Source organism: Streptomyces sp. NPDC056835, assembly GCF_042789485.1.
Classification (GTDB): Bacteria; Actinomycetota; Actinomycetes; order Streptomycetales; family Streptomycetaceae; genus Streptomyces.
Genome location: NZ_JBHUBB010000020.1, coordinates 47762 through 73874, shown reverse-complemented (window position 1 = coordinate 73874; position 26113 = coordinate 47762). Strand labels below are relative to the sequence as shown.

General features: G+C 68.5%; 22 protein-coding genes. 9 read left to right on the top strand and 13 right to left on the bottom strand.

Annotation, left to right across the window (positions count from 1 at the left end; genetic code table 11):
- Positions 1–63: 63 nt before the first annotated feature.
- The 6 genes from ACFRMN_RS23095 (at position 64) to ACFRMN_RS23070 (ending at position 9267) form a co-directional block, all read left to right on the top strand.
- Positions 64–819, top strand: coding sequence for a response regulator transcription factor (locus tag ACFRMN_RS23095; RefSeq protein WP_383022434.1), 756 nt, complete (start codon positions 64–66; stop codon positions 817–819).
- The gene (locus ACFRMN_RS23090; protein WP_383022433.1) at positions 816–2750 is read left to right on the top strand and encodes a sensor histidine kinase; all 1935 of its coding nucleotides are present in this window, start codon (positions 816–818) and stop codon (positions 2748–2750) included. The genes ACFRMN_RS23095 and ACFRMN_RS23090 overlap by 4 nt, the downstream gene beginning before the upstream one ends.
- 25 nt (positions 2751–2775) lie before the next feature.
- Complete coding sequence (locus tag ACFRMN_RS23085; RefSeq protein ID WP_383022432.1) at positions 2776–4182, top strand: glycosyltransferase; 1407 nt, start codon at positions 2776–2778, stop codon at positions 4180–4182.
- Positions 4179–6437: a glycosyltransferase family 39 protein gene (locus ACFRMN_RS23080; protein ID WP_383022431.1), complete on the top strand. Its 2259-nt coding sequence runs from the start codon at positions 4179–4181 to the stop codon at positions 6435–6437. Before ACFRMN_RS23085 ends, ACFRMN_RS23080 begins: the two co-directional genes overlap by 4 nt.
- A gap of 195 nt (positions 6438–6632) precedes the next feature.
- A complete protein-coding gene (locus tag ACFRMN_RS23075) occupies positions 6633–8213 on the top strand; it encodes an MFS transporter (RefSeq protein ID WP_383022430.1) in 1581 nt (526 codons plus the stop codon).
- Positions 8214–8415: 202 nt separating this feature from the next.
- Positions 8416–9267: a TetR/AcrR family transcriptional regulator gene (locus ACFRMN_RS23070; RefSeq protein ID WP_383022429.1), complete on the top strand. Its 852-nt coding sequence runs from the start codon at positions 8416–8418 to the stop codon at positions 9265–9267.
- Positions 9268–9374: 107 nt separating this feature from the next.
- On the opposite strand, the gene ACFRMN_RS23065 is transcribed toward ACFRMN_RS23070, so the two are convergent.
- The 4 genes from ACFRMN_RS23065 to ACFRMN_RS23050 form a co-directional block, all read right to left on the bottom strand.
- Positions 9375–9839 carry a PPOX class F420-dependent oxidoreductase gene (locus tag ACFRMN_RS23065; RefSeq protein WP_129767386.1) on the bottom strand — a complete coding sequence of 155 codons (465 nt, stop codon included), beginning with the start codon at positions 9837–9839 and terminating at the stop codon, positions 9375–9377.
- Between the two features lie 119 nt (positions 9840–9958).
- Positions 9959–10858: a YceI family protein gene (locus ACFRMN_RS23060; RefSeq protein ID WP_383022428.1), complete on the bottom strand. Its 900-nt coding sequence runs from the start codon at positions 10856–10858 to the stop codon at positions 9959–9961.
- Positions 10859–11071: 213 nt separating this feature from the next.
- Positions 11072–13654 (bottom strand): MFS transporter, encoded by a 2583-nt coding sequence (locus tag ACFRMN_RS23055; protein WP_383022427.1) that lies wholly within the window; start codon positions 13652–13654, stop codon positions 11072–11074.
- A gap of 13 nt (positions 13655–13667) precedes the next feature.
- Entirely contained in the window at positions 13668–14153 is a 486-nt protein-coding gene (locus ACFRMN_RS23050; protein ID WP_383022426.1) for a MarR family winged helix-turn-helix transcriptional regulator, read from the bottom strand.
- Between the two features lie 286 nt (positions 14154–14439).
- Between ACFRMN_RS23050 and ACFRMN_RS23045 the strand changes: the two genes are divergently transcribed.
- The gene (locus tag ACFRMN_RS23045) at positions 14440–14649 is read left to right on the top strand and encodes a hypothetical protein (protein WP_129767389.1); all 210 of its coding nucleotides are present in this window, start codon (positions 14440–14442) and stop codon (positions 14647–14649) included.
- 148 nt (positions 14650–14797) lie between these two features.
- On the opposite strand, the gene ACFRMN_RS23040 is transcribed toward ACFRMN_RS23045, so the two are convergent.
- The 6 genes from ACFRMN_RS23040 to ACFRMN_RS23015 form a co-directional block, all read right to left on the bottom strand.
- Complete coding sequence (locus ACFRMN_RS23040; RefSeq protein WP_030349953.1) at positions 14798–15664, bottom strand: RNA polymerase sigma factor SigF; 867 nt, start codon at positions 15662–15664, stop codon at positions 14798–14800.
- Between the two features lie 234 nt (positions 15665–15898).
- Positions 15899–16729, bottom strand: a complete 831-nt coding sequence (locus tag ACFRMN_RS23035; protein WP_383022425.1) for an RNA polymerase sigma factor SigF — start codon at positions 16727–16729, stop codon at positions 15899–15901.
- A 175-nt stretch (positions 16730–16904) separates the two neighbouring features.
- Positions 16905–17198 carry a Dabb family protein gene (locus ACFRMN_RS23030; protein ID WP_383022424.1) on the bottom strand — a complete coding sequence of 98 codons (294 nt, stop codon included), beginning with the start codon at positions 17196–17198 and terminating at the stop codon, positions 16905–16907.
- Positions 17199–17295: 97 nt separating this feature from the next.
- The gene (locus tag ACFRMN_RS23025; protein WP_165371796.1) at positions 17296–17460 is read right to left on the bottom strand and encodes a hypothetical protein; all 165 of its coding nucleotides are present in this window, start codon (positions 17458–17460) and stop codon (positions 17296–17298) included.
- A 369-nt stretch (positions 17461–17829) separates the two neighbouring features.
- Positions 17830–18072: a hypothetical protein gene (locus ACFRMN_RS23020; protein WP_383022423.1), complete on the bottom strand. Its 243-nt coding sequence runs from the start codon at positions 18070–18072 to the stop codon at positions 17830–17832.
- A 423-nt stretch (positions 18073–18495) separates the two neighbouring features.
- A complete protein-coding gene (locus tag ACFRMN_RS23015; RefSeq protein ID WP_383022422.1) occupies positions 18496–21120 on the bottom strand; it encodes an ADP-ribosyltransferase in 2625 nt (874 codons plus the stop codon).
- 656 nt (positions 21121–21776) lie between these two features.
- On the opposite strand from ACFRMN_RS23015, the gene ACFRMN_RS23010 reads away from it, so the two are divergent.
- Positions 21777–21932, top strand: coding sequence for a hypothetical protein (locus ACFRMN_RS23010; RefSeq protein ID WP_383022421.1), 156 nt, complete (start codon positions 21777–21779; stop codon positions 21930–21932).
- A gap of 1100 nt (positions 21933–23032) precedes the next feature.
- Entirely contained in the window at positions 23033–23311 is a 279-nt protein-coding gene (locus ACFRMN_RS23005; RefSeq protein WP_383022420.1) for a hypothetical protein, read from the top strand.
- Here the strand turns inward: ACFRMN_RS23005 and ACFRMN_RS23000 are convergent, their stop codons facing one another.
- The 3 genes from ACFRMN_RS23000 to ACFRMN_RS22990 all read right to left on the bottom strand — a co-directional run bounded on the left by ACFRMN_RS23000 (position 23312) and on the right by ACFRMN_RS22990 (position 26100).
- Complete coding sequence (locus ACFRMN_RS23000) at positions 23312–23746, bottom strand: hypothetical protein (RefSeq protein WP_383022419.1); 435 nt, start codon at positions 23744–23746, stop codon at positions 23312–23314. It abuts the gene before it with no gap.
- Positions 23747–23822: 76 nt separating this feature from the next.
- On the bottom strand, positions 23823–25628 hold the full coding sequence (locus ACFRMN_RS22995) for an alpha/beta hydrolase (protein ID WP_383022418.1): 1806 nt from the start codon (positions 25626–25628) through the stop codon (positions 23823–23825).
- Positions 25629–25638: 10 nt separating this feature from the next.
- Entirely contained in the window at positions 25639–26100 is a 462-nt protein-coding gene (locus tag ACFRMN_RS22990; RefSeq protein WP_383022417.1) for a hypothetical protein, read from the bottom strand.
- Between the last annotated feature and the right edge of the window lie 13 nt (positions 26101–26113).

Here is a 26113-nt window from a genome sequence, read left to right as displayed (position 1 = left end):
TTCTCAGGGATTTCACAGGAAGCGAAAAGGGCAATCTCAGAGGCCGTCCCCAGGGTGAAGACCATGACCATCACCTCGCCCCGGGGGCGCACCGAAATGCTCAGGCCGGACGGGAGCCCCGTCCGCGTGCTTGTCGTCGACGACGAGACCTCGCTCACCGAGCTGCTGTCCATGGCCCTGCGGTACGAGGGCTGGGAGGTGCGCAGTGCCGGTGACGGCGCGGGCGCCATGCGTTCGGCGCGGGACTTCCGTCCCGACGCGGTCGTACTGGACGTGATGCTGCCCGACATGGACGGGCTGGCGGTCCTGGGCCGGCTGCGCCACGAGCTGCCGCAGGTGCCCGTGCTCTTCCTCACCGCGAAGGACTCCGTGGAGGACCGGATCGCCGGGCTGACCGCGGGCGGTGACGACTATGTCACCAAGCCGTTCAGCCTGGAGGAGGTCGTGGCGCGGCTGCGCGGGCTGATCCGGCGGTCCGGCGCGGCGGCCGGGCGCAGTGAGTCGCTGCTGGTTGTCGGGGATCTGACGCTCGATGAGGACAGCCATGATGTGACTCGTGGCGGGCAGTCCATCCATCTGACCGCGACCGAGTTCGAGCTGCTGCGCTATCTGATGCGTAATCCGCGCCGGGTGTTGAGCAAGGCGCAGATCCTGGACCGGGTGTGGTCCTACGACTTCGGCGGCCAGGCCAATGTCGTCGAGCTGTATATCTCCTATCTGCGGCGGAAGATCGACGCGGGGCGCCCGCCGATGATCCACACCCGGCGCGGGGCCGGCTATCTGATCAAGCCCGGTGAGTCGGGCGACGCCCCGCGATGAACGGGCGACGGCGCGGGGGGACGAAGCGGCGCTGGTCCTTGCGGACCCGGCTTGTCGTGTCGGCGGTCGCGCTGATCGCGATCGTCGGGGCGGTGATCGGTGCGGTCACGACGATCGCGTACCGCTCCTATCTGTACGACCAGTTGGACACACAGGTGCAGGCCATCGCCAAGCGGGCCGCGGGGCCGCCGCCGGGAAGGGCGGCGAACAGCGGCGAGAAGGCGAACAGCGGCGAAAAGGGGCCGGCGGACGGCGCGGGGGACGGCGCGGGGAACGGCGCGGGGGACCGTACCGGCGACGGTGACCGGTCGCCCGACACCTCCCCCGAGGGCAGGGATCCGCTGAAGATCGTCACGGGCGGCGGCGCGCCCGTGGGCACGGTCGGTGTCGAACTGACGGCCGACGGCTCCGTTGGCCTGGGGCTGATGAGCGCCCTGCAGAAGGACGAGAACACGTGGCCACCGATCGCGGAAACCCCGCTCAGCGAAGCGCAGAAGGCGGCCATAGCGGCTGTCCCGAGGGACGACGCGGCCCACACCGTCACGCTGCCCGATGGCGCCGACTACCGGATCCGGTACGTCGACGGCGTCAACGGCGCCTACCTCGTCGGTATCCCGGCCGCTCAGGTGCAGGACAGCCTCAACACCCTTGTGCTCGTGGAGGTCTGTGTCACCGTCGCCGGGCTGATCGCCGCCGGGATCGCGGGCAGTGCTCTCGTCGGCGTCGCGCTGCGACCGCTCAGGCGCGTGGCCACGACCGCCACCCGGGTTTCCGAACTGCCGCTTCACAGCGGTGAGGTGGCCCCGCTCGTACGGGTCCCCGCCGCCGAGGCCGATCCACGCACCGAGGTCGGACAGGTCGGTGCGGCCCTCAACCGCATGCTGGGGCATGTCGGGTCCGCGCTCGCGGCCAGGCAGGAGAGCGAGACGCGGGTACGGCAGTTCGTCGCCGACGCGGGCCATGAGCTCCGTACGCCGCTCGCCTCGATCAGGGGATACGCCGAGCTGACCCGGCGCGGGCGCGAGGAGACCGGCCCCGACACCCGGCGCGCGCTCGGACGTATCGAGGCCGAGGCGGAACGGATGACCGGTCTGGTCGAGGATCTGCTGCTGCTGGCGCGGCTCGACGCCGGACGCCCCCTCTCGTACGAGATCACTGATCTCTCCCCTCTGGTCGTGGACGCCGTGAGCGACGCTCATGCCGCCGGACAGGATCACCACTGGCGCCTTGAACTGCCCGAGCCGGACGAGCCCTCCGCCACGGTGTACGGCGACGCCTCCCGCCTCCATCAAGTGCTCGTCAATCTCCTCGCCAACGCCCGTACGCACACCCCGCCCGGCACCACCGTCACCGCACGCGTGCGCAGAAGCGACGGCGGGTACTGGGGCGGCCGACCGTGGGATGTGTGGTCGTCGGGTGTCTGGTCCTCGGTCGATGGATTCCCGGACGGTGGTGCGCCGTCCGGCAGCAGTGCGTTTCCGGGCAGCAGTGGGTTGTCGGGCAGCAGTGGGTTGTCGGACGGTGGTGCGTTGTCGGGCGGCGGACCCTCCGTCGTCCTCGAAGTCGAGGACGACGGCCCCGGCATCCCTCCCGAGTTGCTTCCGCATGTCTTCGAACGCTTCGCGCGCGGCGACGCGTCACGTTCCCGTGCGGCCGGCTCCACAGGCCTTGGCCTGGCGATCGTCCAAGCGGTTGTCACGGCGCACGGCGGGACCGTCTCCGTGCAGAGCGTCCCCGGCCGGACCGTGTTCTCCGTACGTCTGCCCGGCCCGTCGGCTCAGGGGCAGGTCCATGCCCCGCGGCACCTCCCGTCGCCGCACCCCTCACACGGACAGCGACATCAGCCCCGGCAGCCCCGGCAGCCCCAGCAGGGCCCGTGGGGGCCCGGCCGTGACTCACAGTCGGGGCACAGCTTCACCACACTGCCGTGACAGCGCGCCTCGCGAGTGTCGAGTCATGCGAACCGACACTTCATGGGGCACACTCCCGGCCCGGGAGCATCTCCCGGTCGAGGTGACCGATGCCCCCGTACTTGACGTGACGATCCCCGTCTACAACGAGGAGCAGGACCTCGAACCATGTGTGCGGCGCCTGCACGAACACCTCGCCCGCACCTTCCCGTACAGCTTTCGCATCACGATCGCCGACAACGCCAGTACCGACCGGACCCCCCAGGTCGCGGCCCGGCTCGACACGGAGATTCCGGAGGTACGGGCGTACCGCCTGGAGCAGAAGGGCCGTGGCAGGGCGCTCCGTACCGTGTGGTCGCACTCCGACGCACCCGTCCTCGCCTATATGGACGTGGACCTGTCCACGGATCTCAACGCACTCCTCCCACTCGTGGCGCCGCTGATCTCGGGCCACTCGGATCTGGCGATCGGGTCGCGGCTGTCCCGTTCGTCACGGGTCGTACGCGGCCCCAAGCGCGAGTTCATCTCGCGGGCCTACAACCTCATCCTCAAGTCCTCTCTCTCCGCGCGCTTCAGCGACGCGCAGTGTGGGTTCAAGGCCATACGCCGTGACGTCGCCCAGCGGCTGCTGCCGATGGTCGAGGACACCGGGTGGTTCTTCGACACGGAGATGCTCGTGCTCGCCGAACGCGCCGGACTGCGGATCCATGAAGTCCCGGTGGACTGGATCGACGACCCCGACAGCACGGTGCATATCGTCAAGACCGCGACCGAGGATCTTAAGGGCGTCTGGAGGGTGGGGCGGGCACTGGCGGTGGGCGCGCTGCCTCTGGACCGGCTGGCCAGGCCATTCGGGGATGACCCGAGAGACCGCCGGATCGGTGGGGTGCCTGGCGGACTCGCCCGGCAACTGGTCGGCTTCTGCTTCGTGGGCGCCCTGTCCACGCTCTTCTATCTTCTGCTGTATTCCGGCTTCCGATCAATGGCGAGTCCACAACTCGCCAACGCGGCCGCCCTGCTGGTCTCCGCGATCGCCAACACCGCCGCCAACCGGAGGCTTACCTTCGGGGTACGAGGCCGCGAGCGCGCCGTACGCCATCAGGCCCAGGGCCTGGTCGTCTTCGCCATCGGACTCGCCCTGACCAGCGGTTCACTCGCGGCCCTGGACACGGCCACGGGCGCCCCCTCCCACTCCACGGAGCTGGCAGTGCTGATCGCCGCCAACCTCGCCGCGACGGTGCTGCGCTTTCTGCTCCTGCGGGCCTGGGTCTTCCCTGAGCGCCGTACGGACGACTTCCCCGCCCGCGATATCGATACGGCCTCGACCTCCCCTACAGCCACAGCCACAGCCACAGCCAAGGCCACAGCCACAGCCACCGTTCCCGTCCCTGCCCCTACCCCTGCTTCCGCTTCTTCCGACCCCGCCGACCTCGACCCAAGGACCGCACGATGACCACGATCCTTCAGCCCGACGGCCCCCCGGCGACGGCGAACCACCAAAGCCATCGCGCCTCCGGCGGCGCCGTCCGCTTCTGGCGGGGCAGGGCCGAAGACGCCAGTTGGGTGCGCCCGGCCCTGCTCGCCATCCTGCTGGTCGCCGGGCTGCTCCAGTTGTGGAATCTGAGCGCTTCCGGTTACGCCAACTCCTTCTACTCCGCCGCCGTCCAGGCGGGCAGCGAGAGCTGGAAGGCCTTCTTCTTCGGCTCCTCCGACGCGGCGAACTCCATCACCGTCGACAAGCCCCCGGCCGCGCTCTGGCCGATGGCCCTCTCCGTAAGGCTCTTCGGGCTCGGATCCTGGCAGATTCTGGTACCCGAGGTGCTGATGGGACTCGGCACGGTAGCGGTGCTGTACGCCGCCGTCCGTCGCCGCTTCAGCGCCGTCGCCGGACTGACCGCGGCCGTGGTGCTGGCGCTGACGCCCGTCGCCGTGATGATGTTCCGCTTCAACAACCCGGACGCGCTGCTCGCGCTGCTGATGACCACCAGCGTTTACTGCGTGCTGCACGCGCTGGAGGCCGGACGGACGAAGTGGCTGGTGTGGGCGGGAATCGCGATCGGCTTCGCGTTCCTGACCAAGACGCTCCAGGGCTTTCTGATCCTGCCGGCCCTGGCGCTGGTGTACGCGGTGTGCGCGCCCACGTCCGTACGGCGCCGGCTGGGCCAGCTCGCGCTGGCCGGTCTCGCGCTCGTCGTCTCCGGCGGCTGGTGGGTCGCGATCGTGGAGCTGTGGCCCGCTTCCTCGCGCCCGTACATCGGCGGCTCCCAGACCAACTCCTTCCTTGAGCTGACCTTCGGTTACAACGGTCTCGGCCGGATCAACGGCGAGGAGACCGGAAGCGTCGGCGGAGGTGGCGGCGGCGGGGGCGGGCGCAGCGGCGCGACCGGAATCGGCCGGATGTTCAGCGAGTCCATCGGCGGTCAGATCTCCTGGCTGCTCCCCGCCGCTCTGCTGCTGCTCGTCGTCGGACTCGTGGTGACCCGGCGGAGCGTGCGTACGGACACGGCCCGCGCCGCGTTCCTGGTGTGGGGCGGCTCGCTGCTGGTGACCCTCGCGGTCTTCAGCTTCATGGCCGGAATCTTCCACGAGTACTACACCGTGGCACTGGCGCCTTACATCGCGGCCGTCATCGGGATGGGCGTCACCGTGCTGTGGGAGGAGCGCGCCGGGGTCCTGGCGTCGGTGACGCTGGGGATCGCGGCGGCGGGGACGGCGGTGTGGGCGTACGTCCTGCTGGGCCGGACCCCGGACTACGTGCCGTGGCTGCGCTGGGCGGTGCTGATCGGCGGTCTGCTGGCCGCGGTGGGGCTGCTCGCCGTGAGCAGGCTCGGCCGGCCGCTCGCGCTCACGGCGGCGGGTCTCGCGATCGCGGCCTCGCTCGCCGGGCCGCTCGCGTACACGCTGACCACGGTCAACACCGCGTACCGGGGATCGATCATCACGGCGGGACCGGCCTCGGCGCGGGGCGGCGGCTTCGGCGGTGGCGGTGGGTTCCGCGGTGCCGGTGGCGCGGGTGGCGCGGGTGAGGCCGGGATGGTGCCGCCGGGTCAGCAGGCGGCGGGCCAGACACAGGGTCAGGCACCTGGACAGGGCCAGGCACAGGGCCAGGCCCGGGGGCAGGGTCAGGGACAAGGCCAGGCACAGGGACACGGCCAGGGCCAGAGGCAGGGCCAGGGCCAGGCGCAAGGGCAGGGACAAACCCCGGCCGCGGGCGGCGGCCGGCCCCAACTGCCGCCGAACGGCGCGCTGCCCGAGGGCGGCAGGGGCGGTATGGGCGGCGGAGGCGGCATGGGTGGCCTCCTCAACGGCCAGACCGTCAGCTCCGAGGCGGAGGCCGCGCTCAAGAAGGACGCTTCCGACTACACCTGGGTCGCGGCGACCATCGGCTCCCAGAACGCGGCCAGCTATCAACTCGCCACCGAGAAGCCCGTCATGGCGATCGGCGGCTTCAACGGCAGCGATCCGTCCCCGACCCTCGACCAGTTCAAGCAGTACGTCGCGGACGGAAAGATCCACTACTTCCTGTCGGGCGGCGACGACGACGGCGAGGGCGGCGGTGGCGGTGGCCGGGGCGGCGGTGGCGGCGGTGGCGGCCGGGGTGGCGGCCTCGGCGGTTCCGACTCCGGGATCTCCACATGGGTGGAGTCCACCTTCAAGAAGGTCACCTTGGACGGCGCGACCCTCTACGACCTGACCCAGGAGGCCTGACTCACAGCCGGGCACTGATTCACAGCCGGGCACTGACTCACAACCGGGCACTGACTCACAGGCAGGGCCCGGATCGCAGCCGGGATCCGGCTCACAGCGGGATCCCGGCTGGCGAGAAAAAGACGCTATGCGGCGTAAGGGAGGCTCTTGTACGGTGTACGGCGACGGTTCCCGTACACCGTACAAGGAGTTCTCATGACGGCGACAGCCGCCGAGCACCACACCGCCCCCGCACGTCACCCGCAGCGCTGGCTGATCCTCGGTGTCATCTGTCTCGCCCAGCTCACCGTGCTGCTCGACAACACCGTCCTCAGTGTCGCGATCCCGTCCCTCACCCGCGAACTGCACGCCTCCACCGCCGACATCCAGTGGATGATCAACGCCTACTCCCTGGTCCAGTCGGGCCTGCTGCTCACCGCGGGCAACGCCGCCGACCGGTACGGCCGCAAAAAGCTGCTGATCGTGGGCCTCGTGCTGTTCGGGATCGGCTCGCTGGCCGCCGGACTCGCCCAGTCCAGCGGCCAGTTGATCGCCGCCCGCGCCGGAATGGGCGTCGGGGGCGCGCTGCTGATCACCACGACCCTCGCCGTCGTGGTCCAGTTGTTCGACGACACCGAGCGCGTCAAGGCGATCGGTATCTGGTCGACCGTCAACTCCCTCGGTTTCGCCGCCGGCCCGCTGATCGGCGGGGCCATGCTCGACCACTTCTGGTGGGGCGCGATCTTCCTGATCAACATCCCGGTCGCGGTGCTCGGAGTGATCGCGGTCGCCGCGCTCGTACCGGAGTCGAAGAGCAAGGAGGGCGACCGCCCCGATCTGCTCGGCGCGCTGCTCTCCACCATCGGTATGACGGCCGTCGTGTACGCGATCATCTCCGGGCCCGACCATGGCTGGCTCTCCGGTCAGGTGCTGCTCTCGGCCTCCGTCGGGCTGGTCGTCCTCGGCCTGTTCGTCCTCTGGGAGCTGCGCGTCCCGTATCCGATGCTTGACATGCACTTCTTCCGCGACCAGCGCTTCATCGGGGCGGTGGCCGGAGCCGTCCTGGTCGCCTTCGGGATGACCGGTTCGCTCTTCCTGCTGACTCAGCATCTCCAGTTCGTGCTGGGCTACGGCCCGTTGGACGCCGGTCTGCGTACGGCTCCGCTCGCGGTCAGTGTCATCGTCCTGAACCTCGCGGGCATCGGCGCGCTGGCCGTACGGAAGCTCGGCACGCCGGGCACCATCGCGCTCGGCATGGTCCTTGTGTCCGCCGGGCTCGCCGCGATCGCGGTGTTCGGCGCCCATGGTTACGGCGGGATGCTGCTCGGCCTGATCGTGATGGGCGCGGGTGTCGCCCTCTCCATGCCGGCCATGGCGAACGCCATCATGAGCGCGATCCCGCCGGAGAAGGCGGGGGTCGGCGCGGGCATCAACGGCACGCTCGCCGAGTTCGGCAACGGTCTCGGCGTCGCCGTCCTGGGCGCCGTGCTCAACTCCCGCTTCGCCGCGCTCGTCCCGGCGGCGGTAGGGGCCGCCTCGCTGCCCGCCGCGCTCGCGGCGGCGGACGGGGAGGCGGAGCGGCTGAGCATCTCCGACGCGTTCGCGTCGAGCCTGGAGACAAGCCAGCTGGTGGGGGCCGTGGCGGTGCTGGCGGGCGGTCTGCTGGCCGCGCTGCTGCTGCGCAGGGCCGAGCGCGCGAACCCCTCTCCGGGCTCTCCGGGTTCCTCGGGCTCTCCGGGTTCCCCGTCGGCCTCGTCGTCCGGCTCCCCGTCGGACTCTGTGTCAGGGGCGGCATAGCATCGGAAGAGCGGCAGGCGTCCGGGCTCCGGCTCATCGGATCACCCGGTCGTCGCCTCGGTCGTCGTCCCGGTCCCCGGAGACGGACGGCCGGGGCCTGGAGCCGGCCGGGGCCTGAGCCGGGCAGAGAACGGGGCCTGAGCCGGGCAGAGAAGTGGAGTCCGGCCGAAGCCCGGCCGGCGGGAACCGAGGAGGCTCACCCATGGTGCCGGAAGCCGATCGCGCCAAGCGGCCGACCCGTACCAGCGTTTGGCTGGAGGGTAAGCCCGCGGGCCGCGGTCGCAGAAACGAGAACTCGGACCATCCCGCCGGTCTGGACCGCGACCGCATCACGGCGGTATCGGTGCGGCTGCTCGACACGGAGGGCCCGGCGAAGTTCTCCATGCGGCGGCTGGCCGCGGAGCTCGGCGTGACCGCCATGTCCCTCTACTGGTACGTCGACACCAAGGACGACCTGCTGGAACTCGCCCTGGACCGCGTCTTCGGCGAGGTCCGGGTCCCCGATATGACGGACGAGGACGCCGACTGGCGCGACCAGCTGCGCGAACTGGCCACCAGCTACCGGGAGGTGCTGGTCAAGCACCACTGGGTCTCGCCGCTCGTCGGCCGATATCTGAACATCGGTCCGCACTCGATGGCCTTCTCGGCGGCCGTCCAGACCGTCATGGACCGGACGGGCCTGGCGCCGCACGGCCGGATGGGCGGGCTGTCGGCGGTCTTCCAGTTCGTGTACGGATTCGGCACGATCGAGGGCCACTTCGTACAGCGTTGCGCCGACGCCGGGCTGAGCCAGGACGAGTACTTCCGGCAGGCGATGGGCGCCATCTACGAACAGCCGAAGTTCCAGGAGTCGTTCGAGAGCGCGGACGAACTGATGGAGGCGCGTGGCGGCGATACGGTGGCGGAGATGCGCCAACGCGACTTCACGTTCGCGATCGAACTCCTCATCGCGGGCATCGAGACGATGCGGGCGCGCGACAGGGCCTCCGCGGGGCCCCGCGCCGGGACGGAGGACGGGCCCCGCGACCCGAGCGGGGACGGGCCCCGCGACTGAACTCGTGGACGGGGCCCGCGACCGAATCCGAGAGGGGCCCGCGACCGAATCCGAGAGGGACCCGCGACCGAATCCGAGAGGGACCCGGGAACGAGCCCCGGACGGGTCTACGAGACGAGACGGGCCGGGAAGCCGCCGGTGGCAAGAGGACTCCAGCGCTCCGGGGTGATCCGGATGATGGACTTCCCCTGCTTCACCATCGCTTCCCGGTACTCGTCCCAGTCGGGGTGCTCGCCCGCGATGTTCCGGTAGTACTCGACCAGCGGCTCGACCGACTCCGGGGAGTCGATCACCTCGGCCGTACCGTCGACCTGGACCCAGGGACCGTTCCAGTCGTCCGACAGGACGATCACGCTCACCCGCTCGTCCCGCTTGGCGTTCCGCGTCTTGGCGCGCTCGGGGTACGTGGAGACGACGATCCGGCCCGAGTCGTCGACCCCGCAGGCGAGCGGGGAGCCCTGCGGCCGGCCGTCGGAACGGGTGGTCAGCAGGATCGCGCGGTGCCTGGGGCGTACGAACTCCAGCAGCCCGGCGAGGTCAACGGCCGTATTCGTTGCGATATTCGGTGCCATGCCGCGCAGCCTACGACCTCGGAGCCCGCCCGCCGGGAACCACACCCCTCTCCGGAGCCACACCCTCCCCCGGAGTCACCTGAGCGTCAAATGGGCGTCGAATGGCCGTTAAATGGGCGTCACATGCTGGGCAGGTTCTCGCCCTGTACCGCCTGGATGTCCAGCTCCACCCGCAACGTCGTCCCGATCATCGAGATCCCCGCCTGCACCACCTGGTTGTAGTTCATGGCGAAGTCCTCTCGGCGCAGTTCCGTGGTCGCGCGGAAGGACGCCCGTACCCCGCCCCACGGGTCCGGCCCGGTGCCCAGATAGCTCAGGTCCAGGTCCACCTCGCGTACGACGCCGTGCAGCGACAGCAGTCCGTGCACCGTCCAGCGGTCGGGGCCCGCGGGGGTCAGCCTCGTACCGCTGTACGTGATCTCCGGGAAGCGCTCCACGTCCAGGAAGTCGGGCGACTTGAGGTGTTTGTCCCGCAGGGCGTTGCCGGTGTCGATGCTCGCCGCGCTGATGACCGCGTCGACGCGCGACGCCTCAACCCCGTACGCACCTCCCGCGCCTCCCGCACCTCCCGTACCTCCGGCGCCCCCTGCGCCGGCCGCGCCCTCCGTGCCTGCCGCGCCCTCCGCGATCTCGATCCGTCCCCAGAACTCGGTGAACCTCCCGCGCACGCTGGAGATCCCCAGATGCTGGGCCACCGCGCTCACCGCCGAATGCGCCGGATCCAGGCTCCAGGCGCCCGGTGGCGGCAGTTCGACCCCGCCCTGCCTGGCCAGGACCACCGTGCCGACCTCGGCCCGCCCGCTCGCGGTGACCAGCGCCGTGGAGGCGACGGGCGCGTAGCCGACGGCCGTGACGACCACGGTGTACGGGCCCGGTGCCAGCGCCGCGTCGGTCCGTACCGCGCCGTTCTCGTCGGCGCTCTCCCGCAGCACCTGCGTACCGCTCATATCGGTCATGGTCACGACCGCGTGCTGCACGGCCCAGCCGTCCCGTGTCCGTACCTGTCCGCGAAGTCCCATCCCGCCCGTCCCACCCATCCCGTTTCTCTCTCCCTCGGTGTCCCGGTGTCCCGGTGTCCCGGTGTCCCGGTGTCCCGGTGTCTCACAAAGAGCCGGGCCCCGGCCGGGGGCGAGCAGGCCGTCCCCTGCCCGCCGCCCCCGCCACCGGAGCCCGTTTCCGCACCCGACCGACGCGCCGCCCGCTACAAGCGCCACGCGGCCCGGGGGTTTCTCCTACTCGCCGGGGTGGGCGAGTTCGATGTCGTGGCCGTCGACCCCGCGGCCGGTGACCGTCAGCGAGCCCGCCACCGGCGGGTAGCCGGTCGCGATGACCGTGTACTCGCCCGAGTCCAGGTCGGCGAAGGCGTACGCCCCGTCCTCCCCGGTCGTCGCCGTCGCGACCACGTTTCCGGCCGCGTCGACCAGCGTCACCCGGGCGTCGTGCGCCGGGCGGCGGGCCGCGCCCGCCCTGACCGTGCCCTGGACCAGGGCGCCGGAGAGGAGGACCGCCTCGACACGGGTGACGCCCTGGCCGCCTATCTCCACGGGCAGGGCCAGCGGCCGGTAGCCCGCGGCGTTCACCGCGACGGTCACATATCCGGGGACCAGCTCACTGAAGCCGAACTCGCCCTGCTCGGACGACTTCCCGGTGGCCAGCACATCGCCGCGCACATCGGTCACGATCACCATCGCGCCGTCGATCGGGTATCCGCCGTCCGCGGCGCGCACGGCCCCGGTGAGGCCGCTCGTACCGGAGAGCAGGATGTCGTACGAGAGCGGTCTGTCCCCGACGACCACCGTGGACGCCTGCGGCTGGAAGCCGTCGGCGGAGGCGATCAGTACGTAGGAGCCGGCGCCCGGCGCGTCCAGGACATAGCCGCCGTCGGACTGGGCGACCGAGCGGGCCAGCTGCCGTCCGCCCAGGGAGATCAGGGTGACGGCGGCACGGGGCACCGGCGTGCCCTCGGAACCGAGCACCACACCCTGTACGGCGGTGCCCGGCGCGGGTGCCGCCGCGAACGACGAGCCAGCCGATCCGGCTGATTCGGCCGATCCAGCCGATCCAACAGTCATGGGCCCTCCAGAAGCCGCTGCCATTCCGGACACCGCCGCTACGGGTGCCGCTGCCTGGGACGGGATCGTTTCGGACAGCACGGGTATCGCGGCGGTCGTCGCGGTGGTCGCGGTGGTCGCGGTGGTCGCGGCGGGAGCCGTCGCCGTCTCACCGCCGGCCCTCGACTTCAGCGCGACCTCCTTGATGAACAGCGTCAGCAGCAGCGCGACCAGCGCGGCCGGTGCCGAGTAGAGGAAGACATCGCCGACGCCATGGCCGTACGCCACCTCCATGACGTGCCGCATCGGGGCGGGCAGCGTGTCCAGGTTCGGGATGCCGCCGCCACCGGTGCCCCCGTGGCCCAGGGCCGCGCCCTGCGGGCCGAGGTCGGCCAGCCCTTCCTTGACGTAGTGAGTGACCCGGTTGCCGAGCACCGCGCCCAGCGCCGAGACACCGACCGCACCACCCAGCGAGCGGAAGAAGGTGACGGTGGAGCTGGCCGCGCCGAGGTCCTCCGGGGAGACCTGGTTCTGCGTGCACAGGACCAGGTTCTGCATCATCATGCCGACGCCGAGACCCATCAGCGCCATGTAGATCGCCATGTGCCAGTACGGGGTGTCGTACCGCAGGGTGCCCAGCAGCCCGAGCCCGGCCGTCACCAGCACACCGCCGCTGACCAGCCAGATCTTCCAGCGTCCCGTCTTGGTGATGATCATGCCGGAGACGGTGGAGGAGATGAACAGACCACCGATCATCGGGATGGTCATGACACCGGACATCGTCGGCGACTTGTCGCGGGCCAGCTGGAAGTACTGGCTGAAGAAGACCGTACCGGCGAACATCGCGATACCGACGAAGAGCGAGGCCAGCGAGGCCAGCGTGATGGTGCGGTTACGGAAGAGCCGCAGCGGGATGATCGGCTCGCGTGCCTTGGACTCGACGAGGATGAACGCGGCGCCGAGCAGCACCGATCCGCCGACCATCGCGTACGTCTGCCACGAGATCCAGTCGTACTTGTTGCCCGCGAAGGTGACCCAGACCAGCAGCAGCGAGACGGCCGCGCTGATGAAGAAGGCGCCGAACCAGTCGACCTTGACCCCTTCGCGCTTGACGACCGGGAGCTTCAGGGTCTTCTGGAGCACGATCAGCGCGACGATGGCGAACGGTACGCCGACGTAGAAGCACCAGCGCCAGCCCAGCCATGTGGTGTCGGTGATGACACCGCCGAGCAGCGGGCCGCCGACGGTGGCGACGGCGAAGGTCGCGCCGAGGTAGCCGCTGTACCGGCCGCGCTCGCGCGGCGCGATCATCGCGGCCATGACTATCTGGGCGAGGGCGGAGAGACCGCCGACGCCGATGCCCTGGACCACCCGGCAGGCGATCAGCATCCCGGCGCTCTGCGAGAGGCCGGCCACGATCGAGCCCGAGACATAGATGATCAGGGATATCTGAACCAGGAGCTTCTTGCTGAAGAGGTCGGAGAGCTTGCCCCACAGCGGGGTGGTCGCCGTCATCGCCAGCAGCGAGGCGGTCACCACCCAGGTGTAGGCGCTCTGTCCGCCGCCCAGGTCGGAGATTATCTCCGGCAGTGCGTTGGAGACGATCGTCGACGAGAGGATCGCGACGAACATGCCCAGAAGCAGTCCGGAGAGCGCCTCCATGATCTGACGGTGTGACATCGGCGCGCCGCTCGCGGGGGCGGGAGCGCCGCCTCCGTGCTTGGCGTGGACGCCCCGCACACCCGTCGGTGTGGTCGTAGCCATTGAATTCCTTGTCTTACGTCTCTTGCCGCATGGGTGTACGGGTGTACGAGTCTTGGTAGCGCCAGTCCCGGCAGTCGCCGAAGCTGTTGCGCAGCCGCTCCAGCATCGTGACCAGCTGCCCGACCTCGTCGTCGGTCCAGTCGTCGAGCGTCCGCGCGAACATCTCGGTCGTCCGCCGGGCAAGCTCCCTGATCAGCTCCAGGCCCGCCGGGGTGAGCCGCAGAATGCGTGAGCGCTTGTCCGCGGGGTCCGGGGACCGCTCGATCCAGCCACGCTCGGCGGCGTGGGCGACATGCCTGCTGGTCACCGACATGTCGACGGCGAGGAGCTCGGCGAGGCGGCTCATCCGCATCTCACCGTGCCGGTCGAGCAGGGTCAGTACGGCGGCCGTGCCGGCCGGGCACTCGGCGGGCAGGATGCGCGCCAGCCCCCGTTTGACGGCGCCGATGGCACTGATCTGTCGGGCCAGTTCCGCGTACTGACTCTGTGCTGCGGCCATGGGCCCTCCCGACATCTTGTTGCTTGGGGCAACCATAGAACCATAGAAGCCGTTGGTTGCTGCAGGCAAACGAAAACGGGCTGAGTGGAGTAAAGGAACCGAAAAGGCTTCGCATGGCCGAGGTCAATGCCCGGCGCGGGAGCTGTCGCGGGGCTGTAGAGGGAACTGTCGCGGGAGCTGTTACGGGAGCTGTCCGGGGGCGTATCAGTCGGTGGGCAGCGCCATATCGGTCAGCGGGCGGGCCCGGCGTTGGAAGGGATCCGCGCGTTCGCTAGGGTCCTGGCGTATGGCACACAACCCCCATGCCCCGCAGGGCCCCGAGGGCAATCCCGACCCCGCGGGCAGCACCCAGATGTTCCGTGCGTTCGTCGACGACGGCGAGCCGCAGCGCCGGCAGGCGCCGCCCCAGCAGAGCGGGCCGAAGGTCGGCGTGATCGTCGGCGTTGTCGCGGCCGTCGTGGTCCTGGCCGTGGTGGCCTGGCTGGCCTTCGCCTGACCTGATCCGACCCGGTCCGACCCTGTCCGGTCCGACCCGGTGTGCATACGGTCCTGTATGCGTACGGTCCGATCCGGTACGGTCCCGTCGTTCCGAACCCCGCCCGCGACATCGCCCGAGAACGGGCGAGGGGCGGGGTCCGCGGGCCTCAGTCCGAGATCAGCCCTTCCCGCAGCTGCGCGAGCGTACGGGTCAGCAGCCGCGAGACATGCATCTGGGAGATGCCCACCTCTTCGCCGATCTGCGACTGGGTCATGTTCGCGAAGAACCGGAGCATGATGATCTGCCGCTCGCGGGGCGGCAGTTTGGCCAGCAGCGGCTTGAGCGACTCGCGGTACTCGACGCCCTCAAGCGCCATGTCCTCGTAGCCGAGCCGGTCCGCGAGCGAGCCCTCCCCGCCGTCGTCCTCCGGTGAGGGCGAGTCCAGCGAGGAAGCGGTGTACGCGTTCCCGACCGCGAGGCCGTCGACCACGTCCTCCTCCGACACGCCCAGTACGGCGGCGAGTTCGGGGACGGTCGGCGAGCGGTCCAGCTTCTGCGCCAGCTCGTCGCTCGCCTTCGTCAGCGCGAGACGCAGCTCCTGGAGCCGGCGCGGCACCCGCACCGACCATGAGGTGTCCCGGAAGAACCGTTTGATCTCGCCGACGACGGTCGGCATCGCGAACGTCGGGAATTCCACGCCACGTTCGCAGTCGAACCGGTCGATCGCCTTGATCAGGCCGATCGTGCCGACCTGGACGATGTCCTCCATCGGCTCGTTGCGGCTGCGGAACCGGGCCGCCGCGTAACGCACCAGCGGCAGATTCAGCTCGATGAGGGTGTCACGTACGTAGGTGCGCTCCGGGCTGTCCTGATCGAGCACGGCGAGCCGCAGGAACAGGGAGCGGGACAGAGTGCGGGTGTCGATGGCTTCCGGCTGGGACACACGCGGCTGGACCACGTGGTCGAGAGCATCGGGCGCGGGAGCGCTCTTTGTGAGCGTGAGCACCTTCGAGCTGCCCTGTTCTACGGACATGCCACCCCCTTGAGGTCGCGGACGGTCGCGTCGGCCGCTCCCGTCGGTGGAACGCAGCCTCCACCTGAATACCGGAGCCGGGAGTGCGGCAAACGCGGTTCCAGCAGAATGTCACATGTCGGCAACACGCTGTAGTGACATGTCGACAAGTAAGCGCTGAATCCGCCCTGGAAAGAGGGGGTGTGGGGCTTTTCGGGCCGCGAAGAGGAGTCGAAGTGGGTCTACCCCTGTGGGTTACGACTCGATCCGATTTGCGGATCGCAGTCGGGCAAAACTTCTGGCCAGAAGTCTTGACACATGCATCTGGGAAACCCCCAATTCCTGACTGATCTGGGACTGCGTCAGGTTGTTGTAATAGCGCAGCATCAGGATCCGCTGTTCCCTCTCGGGCAGCTGTACGAGCAGATGCCGCACCAGATCGCGGTGCTCGACCCCGGCCAGCGCCGGGTCCTCGTAACCGAGCCTGTCCAGCAGGCCCGGCAGTCCGTCCCCCTCCTGGGCGGCCTCCAGTGAGGTCGCGTGGTACGAACGCCCCGCCTCGATACAGGCCAGTACCTCGTCCTCGGAGATCTTCAGCCGCTCGGCGATCTCGGCGGTCGTGGGGGAGCGGCCGTGCGCCGTCGTCAGGTCCTCGGTCGCGCCGGTGACCTGTACCCACAGCTCGTGCAGTCGACGCGGGACATGGACCGTCCGCACATTGTCCCGAAAGTAGCGTTTGATCTCGCCGACGACGGTCGGCATCGCGAACGTGGGGAACTGCACCCCGCGATCCGGGTCGAACCGGTCGATGGCGTTGATCAGACCGATCGTGCCGACCTGTACGACATCCTCCATGGGCTCGTTGCGGCTGCGGAACCGGGCCGCCGCATAGCGCACCAGCGGCAGATTCGCCTCGATGAGCGCGCCGCGCACCCGGGTGTGTTCCTCGCTGCCCGGCTCAAGCCCCTTCAGCTCGGCGAAGAGGACCTGGGTCAGCGCCCTGGTGTCCGCGCCCCGGCTCTGCGTCGTGGGGCGGGGTTCGGTCTCGATCTGGGGCAGCAGTTGAGGCGTAGTACTGGCCGGCACGGTGACGCCACCCCTTTGCGGTCGACTACGTCAACTCATCCGTCAAAAGCGGTCATAGCATCACAAGACATGTCCACTGTGTGCAAGCACCTGAAAAAACCGTGTTGACGGCAAGGTGGAGCAATAAACCCAAAAGCCCCACACCGAATGGGTGTGGGGCGAGGAGGCGGAAGGCTCAGAACTCGTAGTCTGCGATCACCCAGGTGGCGAATTCACGCCACTGCGCGACGCCCGCCTGGTGCGCCGGGTGGTCCAGATAGCGCTGGAGCGCATCGCGATCGACGACCGCCGCGTTGATGGCGAAGTCATAGGCGATCGGGCGGTCGCTGATGTTCCAGGCGGCCTCCCAGACCTCCAGCTCGGGCACCTGCCCGCCGAGCTCCTTGAAGGCCTTCACCCCCGCGACGACACGCGGCTCGTCGCGCGAGACACCCTCATTGAGCTTGAAGAGGACCAGGTGGCGGATCACGGGCACTCCTTGAAGGACGCGGAGGAGGGAGAGGGGGAGCGGGCGCGGACCGTTGGCTCGGACCGTTGGCGCGGACCGGTCCGTGACTGAGCGTCGGTCAGTTGATGAGCTCGGACATGAACTCGCCGACACCCTGGGCGGCGCTGGAGATGCCCTCGAACCCTACCTGGACAAGATCGGCGGCCCTGGCAGGCGACGTGATGATCGTGTACAGCACGAAGACGGCGACCGCGTACAGCACTATCTTTCTCGCTTGCCCCATCCGCCGCTTCCTCCCCTGTCCTCCCAGTGCGGTCGCGCGTGAGTCTAACCGTATGAACGGCAGTGCCCAGAGGTCGCTCTCGCGCATGACTTCGGCCCCGGGAGCCAGAGTCCTCTCGGCCCGTACATGCTCAAGGGCCCCGGCGTGGTGCGCCGGGGCCCTTCCGGGAGCGGTGGCGGAGGGATTCCGAATCCGCTCACGTGACCCGTCTCATCTGCGGTTTTTCCTGGGTTGTACGTGCGGCACGGCCTAAGCCCCGTGGTGACTTCGTCGTGGTCCAGGTGGGGCAGCCGCTGGAACCAGGGGTTCTCTCCGGGCCGGCCGGTGTTCACGACGAGGATCGAGTGCCGACGGCCGTCGGGAAAGAATTCAGCGCCTATTCCCGTGGCGTCGAATCCTGCCGTCGGTCCGGCCGCGAGGAGTTCCGCGGCGGCGGGACCGCTCGGGCAGTTCACCCCGGTCGACCGAGCGGTCCACAAGGGACATCACGTGGGCCGCTCCCTGCTCCATCAGTGACGTACGCACCGCCTCTCCGAGGTCGGCGTCCGGCAGGACGACGTGCCCCATCGCGGCGAAGACGGCGGTCTCCTTCTCTGCGTGGGTGGCCGGCACAACCCCCAGAGCGAGCAGGTCGTCGCGCAGGGGTTTCCGATGGCCCGGGCGACGGGCTGCCCGTTCGCCCCGCCCCCGGAGCTGTGGGCCCAGCGGCAAGGGGGGCGGTTCACGAGGGTCCGCGCGTGGGACGGCAGTAGCCCTTGGCCGGTGACCCGCCACGCCGATCAGCATTCGCGCCGGCGAGGGCCTGCTCTTCCCCACCAACCTCGCCAACCGTGACCCCGACGCCTTGGCGGGCGACCCCGAGCAGCTAGGTCCTGTCCGGTCGATCTTCGCGGGCCCGCGACGCCGCAGTGACATCAGCCGCTGCCGCGGCGGGCCGCACCTCGCCGCGTTGTCGGAGTCGCCCGGGTACATCCAGTACACGGGCGATCCTCCGCCTTGCGATCGCACGCGTCGGCACAGGGGCGTACGCCCAGCTCAACCCACCTGTTTCACCTGGATGACCTTGTATTCCTTGCCACCGATGATTTTCGTCTTCACGCCCACCTGCTCGAACTTGCCGCCGCGCGGGATGAGGACCTCCGACTCCTTGGGCCGATAGCGGGACAAGGGGTCGATGTTGCGGCCGTTGTCCGTAGTCACTTCGAGCACGACATTCTCGCCCGCCCGACCGTTGGACTTCGCGTTTTCGGTGGCGCGGTCGGCCTTTGCCGGGTCGCTGGACGTGCTGAGGTACTCGGGCATCTCGACCTGCTCACCGTTGGCGAACCTCTTGATCAGCTCATCCGGCATGAACGTACCCCGGTAGAACGTCCCCTCGACCGGCGGCAGGTGCTCCAGCGCACGGTCCATTTTCTCGATGAACTCCGGGACCCGTCCCGCACGGAGGCCGGAGATCGGCTGACCACGTAGGTACTTGTTCGCGTCCTCGGCCCAAGGGCCGGTGTAGTCGGCGATGATGAGCGCGTCCTCGGCGGTGAGATTCTCTGTCAGCGGGTTCTCGTCAGCCTTCTTCTCGACCTCCTCCGACCACTTCTTCCTGTCGCCATTGCGGTACTTCGGGACATCGTCCAGCGCGGTCATCGGGTCCGGGCGCTCGGAGCAACTTCCCCCATCCGGACCGGGCTCGGGCTCCGGCTCGGGCTCCGGCTCGGGCTCCGGCCTCGGCTCATCAGTGAGTCCAAGAGCATGGGTGACCCTGTTCTCCGCGTCTTGGTACGTATCGACACCAGCGATAGAGAATCCGGAGAGCGACTGCGCCACGTCCATCGCGGAAGCGCTTCCGGGGTCGGCTGCGAGCGCGACGCCGCTGACGACACCCCCCCTGGCGACCACACGCGTACGAACCGCGGCCGAGGCAAGCGTGTAACGCCCGTCACCGGCCGCGCCGGTGTTCACACTGCCGGAGAAGGCGACCTTGGTTCCGTTCAGGCAGTCGTTCTTACTGTCCTTGTCCTTGTCCTCGTCCTGGTCGTCGCTCTCGTCGCCATCATCCTTGTTGTCGTCGTTCCTGCCGCCGCTGCTCCCGCCCGAGGCACCACCGGTACCTCCGCCGGAGTCAGACCCGCCGGTGCCTGTGTCCGTGCAGCTCTGCATGATGCCCCAGGGGGCCATGACTGGATTGCACTCGACGCCGCCGCTCGACCCACCACTGTCAGAACCGCCGTCGGAGCCGCCGCTGTCGGAGCCGCCGTCGGAGCCGCCGCTGTCAGAACCGCCGTTGGAGCCGCCGCTGTCGGAGCCGCCGTCGGAGCCGCCGCTGTCAGAACCGCCATCCGAGCCGCCGCCGTTGGAGCCGCCGCCGTCGGAACCGCCATCCGACCCGCCGCCGTCGGAGCCACCGTCAGACCCGCCGGTGTCCGTGTCCGTGCAGCTCTGCATGATGCCCCAGGGGGCCATGACTGGATTGCACTCGACACCGCCACTCGACCCACCATTGTCAGACCCGCCGTTGTCGGACCCGCCGTCCGAGCCGCCGTTGGACCCGCCGTCCGAGCCACCGCCGTTGGACCCGCCGCCGTCCGACCCGCCTCCGTCGGAACCGCCGCCGTTGGACCCGCCGCCATCCGAACCCCCGTCGGAGCCGCCCCCGTTGGAACCACCGCCGTCCGAACCCCCGTCGGAGCCGCCCCCGTTGGAACCACCGCCGTCCGAACCACCATCGGAGCCGCCATCGGACCCGCCGCCGTTGGAGCCGCCATCGGACCCGCCGCCGTTGGAGCCGCCGCCGTTCGACCCACCGCCGTTCGAGCCGCCCCCGTCGGAGCCACCGCCGTCCGAACCGCCATCGGACCCACCGCCGTTGTCCCCGCCGCCGGAGTTACCGCCACCGCCGGAGTCCCCGCCGCCGTTGCCGCCGCTACCCGATTCCCCGCCACCCGATTCCCCACCACCCGAGTCACCGCCGCCCGACTCGCCACCGCCGCCTGCGACCGTGTCGCTGTCACAGTCGCCGCCGAGGATGTTGCAGACCGCGGTCTGGAGACCATTCGCGACCTGAGTCCCCACGCCACTGAGAACCAGCGTGCCGATGATCAGAGCGACCAGACCGACCATGCCTACGTACTCGACCGTCCCCTGACCACGGTTCCGGCGCCACCCGATCATGTGCGGAATCGACGGGAACGCTTCCCGACGCAACCGCTCGCGCGTCCAACGCGGCCTCACAGCCCGCTGCTCGACGGGCAGTTCGAACCAGGTCCGGCCGGCACCCGCACTCACCAGCGCCAGCAGAGCACCCGGCAACAGAAGCTGGCTGAGCCCCCGCGCCGAACCCCCGTACAGATTCACGACACTGCCGACCAACAGCCACACCTGGAGACCGACCAACGCGAACCAGACGACCTTCCCGCCCGTCCAGAGTCGCCGCGCCAGGATCACCGCGGCGATCCCGGGCGCCACCGCGTACAGCGCCAGCAGACTGAGCGTCGGCGTGACACGGGTACCCAGCTCCAGCAGCGAGTTCACCACGCCGACGCCGCCCAGCAACGTGAGAGCGAACATCAGATACAGCAGAACCCGGGTCGCGGCGAGTGCTCTCGGCAACTCCCAGCGCTGCGCGGGTATGCCGGCCTGGAACGCGAGGCCCTGTGAGTCCGACACGGGGAAAACCCTTCAGCAAACTGCCTAAGATGTCCGGCCCAGGCGTCCAGCCGTGACGCGTATGTCAGTACGGTACGTACGCGCAAGACCGATGCCGAGGGTCTACGGGCCCACCTCGGGCCCACGCCGGGCCCACGCCGCGTCTCAACGGCCGACTCCCCCTCCCCGAACGCCCGGACGACATCGGGTGACCGAACACAGCGGCTGCCGCGTCGCGTGGGATCGCCGGATGGACGAAGCGCTCGGAGTGCGAGGGCGGGCAGTACCAGAACTGCGGCCACGTCTCACCGCTGAGCGCCGGCGCCGCCCCGCCCTACGAGAACCCCTCCCGGCGACGATCACTACACGCGCGGCTCAGCGTCCCTGCCGGCGTCAGCCTGCCTGCCCAAGTGCCGCAGGTGCCTGTATCCGCGGCGACCCGAGGATCACGGGCGGGTCGGCCGATGTGATCCACGGCGGTCGAGAGACGAGGTACGAAGCAGGTTTCGTGGTGCGGAGCGGGGTACACGGGTTCGTACGAAACGAACGGGCATCCCCCCCGAAGGGGCGATACCACCGGGACCGACGTCCGCTGCCCGTAAGAAGCGGAACCCGGACACCGTGCCTCTCGCGAGGACGCGGTTACGCACCGATCAGACCTTGAGGTGAGGAACACCATGATTCTCCTTGGCGCCATTCTGCTCATCATCGGCCTGCTGGTCGGTATCTCCCTCTTCACGACTATTGGCGGTGTGCTTGTCCTGATCGGTGCCGTCCTATGGCTCTTGGGCGCCACCGGTCGCGCCGTCGGTGGTCGTAAGCACTACTTCTGAGGGACCATCGCGGTTGGAATGTCCGCCGTATGTCAACGGCTACTCGGTTCTCCCCGGAGGCGGCCAGCCGTTTTTCCCCAACCGCGGCCAGATGTCTCTCCGCTGTCGGTAGGCGGATGAGCGAGGGGATCACCCCTGACCGCTGGTCGCTTGGTCGAGCCGGAAGGAATCACCGTCGATGCGGCCGACAGCTCCGCACGAACAGCGCCGGGCGGGCTCGACGGTCTGTTGCTCAGCGGACCGGGCTCATGGCCCGAGCGTGGAAATGCGGGCCACAGAAAACCGTCCCCGGCCTGCTTTCGCAGATCAGGGGCGGTTTTGCGGCAGCAGCGGAGGGTTTTGAACGCGCTTGCGTGAGCCCCCTCACCTGCGGTTTTCCTGAGAGTGGGACATACCACCCTGTTTCCATCCCGCTGAGTCCTGCTCGATCGACCTCTGACGGTTCCTATGCGGAACGTTCCGCACGGCGAGGATGGGCTCCGCCGGCGTTTTTCGCCTGGCGTCTCGGCGGTTAACCCAGGCTGGGTGACGACCGTCGCTGTGGATGGTCGCATTGTGTAACTGATGTGTGGGGTGACGCGGGCTGAGGGACTGGACCGCCCCATTGCCTGATGGGTATTTCAGGGGCCTGGGATCAGTGGCGGGCCGACTCGGGCGGCTCGGTTGATTCTGGATCGTGGCATGCCTCCCGCTGGTGATTATGCGTCTCTCTCGGACGTGGGGTCCCGCCACCGTGGGGCGTCCAACGATCTTGGAGGCCATCGATATATCAGCCGGCCCCGGGAGCTCGGTGTGGGGTCGACCGCGTGCGTGCGAAGCCGACGGCAGCCTCTCGGGCATCTCGGGCACGTTGCGGGAATGTCCCCGCAGGCGCGGGGTCGACCCCAACGCCGAGCGCACCCGGTCCAGGGATGCAGGAACACCGGCCTGACTCCGCTGTTCTGGATGCACATCGGACCCTATCTGGACGTTTTGGGTGACTGCCTCTGAACCGTCTTGAGGTTCACGGGCGTCCATAGAGTCTCGCTGGCACACTCTTCTTGTGGATGCTGGGACTTCAGCGGTTCTGGGTGCTGCGGTGGGAGTAGTGGGAACAGCCCTTGCAGCGGTCATTGCCGGGAGAGCGGGGCAGCGGCAGGTTCGAGCTGAGCGGCGAGGAGACGGCGGCACAGATCAAAAACCTGTCCGACCTCTCGGCCTACAGCGGCTACCGCGAAGCGGCGACGGCCCTCACGGAACGCGTCGGTGCGGTGGTGTCCGGGAGCGGAATGAGCCCACAGACGCAGGCCCACTTCCGCGAGACGTTCCTCGCCCCACTCCAGGCAGGCATCACCCTTGAAGCCCCGCTACTGGTCGCGCTCACGCCGCCCGCAGGCTGACTACTCGGCCTTCTTGAAGCACTGCGAGTACACGGTCACGTCAAGTAGGGGCGTGTTTCCGTCGAGGCCTTTAAGCCACCTGACCTCAAGCTGGCTGTGCGTCTTCTGGTGGACGGCCAGCACCTCGGGATTCTTATTCCGACTGCCGTCATCTCCGTCCTTCACGATTTTCCACCCATCATCGGGCAGCGATCGCTTCAGATTGGCAAATCCTTCGCCGAGCTTACTGTTATCAATTCCGTACATGGACCAGGGGTGCCTCACCCAGACACCCTTGTTGCCGTCATCGGTGCAGGCCGATGTGTATGGCCCAGGTTCGGTGACTTTTCCCTTGACTTTGAACATGTCCAGCACCTGGCTGGAGAGCGATGACACTTCGCCCTCCACTGCGGAGGAGCTACGTGTAGGAAGAGGCTTACCGCTGTCCTTGTCCATTGAACATCCTGCAGTGAGAAGGAGTGATGACGTCATGAGCGTGGCAATCAGCCCAGTTCGCTGCGCGCCGCGCCATCTATTCGAGCTTGACATCTCCATACCTTCCCGCAATTACGTCTGCTTGGTTTTGGAGGCTCGTTGAAGCCTGCCCCTCGTTGTAATCCCAGTAGGAGCTGTGCCCCGAGAGGAAGCTACCGGTGTCGTTCTGCATGACGTTGGCGCCGAATCCTTCGTCGGTGGGGTTCGCCCACCAGTTGCCGAGGCCGACCAGTCTGCCACCGTGACGGACGACGGCGTCATCCACCGACCCGTCCGCCCCCTCGGCCCACACGTGGTCGGCTCCTACGCCCAGATCCTTCGCATGCCCGACCTGCATTCCCGGGCTACCGAGCGCAATGATGTCATCCGCCGGGATGTGGTTATGTTTGGCGGTCTCACCGATCACTGTGCTGCCGTAGCTATGTCCGATCACAGTCGTATGGCTGGAATTTGGTCCACCTTGTGCGGTTTGGGTTCCCTGGAGAAAATCGTCGAGTCTCGGACCAGCGTGCTCCGCACGCGAACCATCCGTGGCCTGGGGAATGGTATCCGGGGCATCGTAGTCGAACCAGTAAATGCTCGAAACTGATTGACCGGGCACGAGATGCTGACTCTCTCGCCACATCGCCTCGCTGCGGTCAATGCCGCCGCCGGTTCCCCCGATATTCGTTCCCGTCCCGGGGACGTAAACCGCAGTATGGTCAGCCGTGTCAGGGTTTCCGTTGGCGAGAATTACTCGCCCGTCGTCCTCCCCTTTAGGGTCGAAGCCCAATAGATACGCTTCAGGCAATCCCTTTTCGCCGGTTCTGTCGAATCGTTCCTGAATGGCCCTTGTTCCGTTCAGGACTTTCTCAAGCTCAGCCTTCCGGTCACCATATTTTTCGTTCCAGGCCATCCACTCATCGGAGTGGACCCTCACAGGACCGTTGATGGTGTTGATCATCGTGTACTTGTTGGCGGGCTCAGCGGGGATCGAGTCGAGGTCCAGCTGGTACTGCGCACGGGTCTCATCGAACACAGTGCGGTTGGCCTCATCACGTACTTCAGCGGGCAACCCGTTCATCTCGCCCACTGCCTTCGGGCGGAGGGCTAGGTAGGCAGCGCGCTCTTCTGGCGTGAGTTCCTTCCACCACTGCGCGTTGGCCTTGGGGTCGCCGTCCTTGGGCGGGTGCTTGATGCTGTCGAGGTAGTGCTCAGCCGCCTTGGACACACCGGCCATGTCCGACCTGGCGTCTGCCCAGTCGCGGTTGGAGACGGTGAGGTCATCGTCGGCCTTCAGCGCCCGAATCTTCGGCTCCCACTTGCTGTCCGCCTCCGTCGCCTCCTTCAAAGCAGCGGCGATACGGTCCGCGATGGCCAGGGCCTCGGCGTGATGGGGGTTGGGGTCAAAGTTGGCGGACTGACGACCTACCGCCTGGGCCGTCGGATCGGTAGCACCGCTGACCGAACCGCCCTTGGGCGGCAGTTCGACGCCGTTCGCCGGCTTCCCCTCCGGGTAGGTGACGCTGCCGTCGGCGTTAACCGTGAACTTCCGGGCCTCCGCGTCGTCGAGTGCGGCCAGGAGCTTCTTCCGGGCAGCGTCCATGTCGAAGGCGAAGCCATTGAGTGCCGCACTGACCAGGCCGCATTCGGTCTGCGTGTAGTGGAAGTTGGCCGAGAGCTTCTTGAGTTCCCCGACTGCTGCGTCAAGAGCCTTGCCCTTAAGGGCCTTGTTCATTCCGGCGGCGATGACGTTGTCGATCTCGTCCTTGGCCGCGCTGGCCATGTCACCTGTCGCGCGGTAACCGTCGGCTGCCTGCTCGAACTCGGAGGGCTTGAGCTTCTTGAGCGTGGCGAGGTCCATAGCCGCCCCGTCACCGCCCCGAGCCCTGGCCGCCGACGGCGGGCGTGTCGGTGTACTTGGTGTCGATGTTGCCGAACGCAGCTCGGACGCCTTCATCGGTCAGGAGCAGGTCGTGGCCGACCTGTTCAAGAACCTCTTTTACGCCACCACAACGCTCATTGACCGACTTCACGTAGCGGGTCCAGGAGCTGTACACGTCCTGCTGAGCGCCGGCGGTCAGGCATCCCACGTCGTCGCCGAGGCCTTTCTGCCCGTCCGCTAACTTGGTCAGGGCTTTGCCGATCCCTTCCCGCAGCCCGCCGACGCCCTCGCCTGCCTTGTTCCATGCGGCTTTGGTCGACTTGAGACCTTCCGTCACGCTACTGGTGGCGCTCCCGCCGCCGGGATCGGCGAGTTGGTTGATCTGCATGTGCGCCGGGCCGCCACGCGCGGCAGTATCCGCCTTGAGCTGTTCCCACTCGTCCCACGCCATGCCTGATCTCCTC

What these genes read in the sequence shown, in the direction of transcription:
- ACFRMN_RS23095 (WP_383022434.1), top strand. Translation starts at nt 64, where the DNA reads ATGACCATCACCTCGCCCCGGGGGCGCACCGAAATGCTCAGGCCGGAC.
- ACFRMN_RS23090 (WP_383022433.1), top strand. Translation starts at nt 816, where the DNA reads ATGAACGGGCGACGGCGCGGGGGGACGAAGCGGCGCTGGTCCTTGCGG.
- ACFRMN_RS23085 (WP_383022432.1), top strand. Translation starts at nt 2,776, where the DNA reads ATGCGAACCGACACTTCATGGGGCACACTCCCGGCCCGGGAGCATCTC.
- ACFRMN_RS23080 (WP_383022431.1), top strand. Translation starts at nt 4,179, where the DNA reads ATGACCACGATCCTTCAGCCCGACGGCCCCCCGGCGACGGCGAACCAC.
- ACFRMN_RS23075 (WP_383022430.1), top strand. Translation starts at nt 6,633, where the DNA reads ATGACGGCGACAGCCGCCGAGCACCACACCGCCCCCGCACGTCACCCG.
- ACFRMN_RS23070 (WP_383022429.1), top strand. Translation starts at nt 8,416, where the DNA reads ATGGTGCCGGAAGCCGATCGCGCCAAGCGGCCGACCCGTACCAGCGTT.
- ACFRMN_RS23065 (WP_129767386.1), bottom strand. Translation starts at nt 9,839, where the DNA reads ATGGCACCGAATATCGCAACGAATACGGCCGTTGACCTCGCCGGGCTG.
- ACFRMN_RS23060 (WP_383022428.1), bottom strand. Translation starts at nt 10,858, where the DNA reads ATGGGACTTCGCGGACAGGTACGGACACGGGACGGCTGGGCCGTGCAG.
- ACFRMN_RS23055 (WP_383022427.1), bottom strand. Translation starts at nt 13,654, where the DNA reads ATGGCTACGACCACACCGACGGGTGTGCGGGGCGTCCACGCCAAGCAC.
- ACFRMN_RS23050 (WP_383022426.1), bottom strand. Translation starts at nt 14,153, where the DNA reads ATGGCCGCAGCACAGAGTCAGTACGCGGAACTGGCCCGACAGATCAGT.
- ACFRMN_RS23045 (WP_129767389.1), top strand. Translation starts at nt 14,440, where the DNA reads ATGGCACACAACCCCCATGCCCCGCAGGGCCCCGAGGGCAATCCCGAC.
- ACFRMN_RS23040 (WP_030349953.1), bottom strand. Translation starts at nt 15,664, where the DNA reads ATGTCCGTAGAACAGGGCAGCTCGAAGGTGCTCACGCTCACAAAGAGC.
- ACFRMN_RS23025 (WP_165371796.1), bottom strand. Translation starts at nt 17,460, where the DNA reads ATGGGGCAAGCGAGAAAGATAGTGCTGTACGCGGTCGCCGTCTTCGTG.
- ACFRMN_RS23010 (WP_383022421.1), top strand. Translation starts at nt 21,777, where the DNA reads ATGATTCTCCTTGGCGCCATTCTGCTCATCATCGGCCTGCTGGTCGGT.
- ACFRMN_RS23000 (WP_383022419.1), bottom strand. Translation starts at nt 23,746, where the DNA reads ATGGACAAGGACAGCGGTAAGCCTCTTCCTACACGTAGCTCCTCCGCA.
- ACFRMN_RS22995 (WP_383022418.1), bottom strand. Translation starts at nt 25,628, where the DNA reads ATGGACCTCGCCACGCTCAAGAAGCTCAAGCCCTCCGAGTTCGAGCAG.
- ACFRMN_RS22990 (WP_383022417.1), bottom strand. Translation starts at nt 26,100, where the DNA reads ATGGCGTGGGACGAGTGGGAACAGCTCAAGGCGGATACTGCCGCGCGT.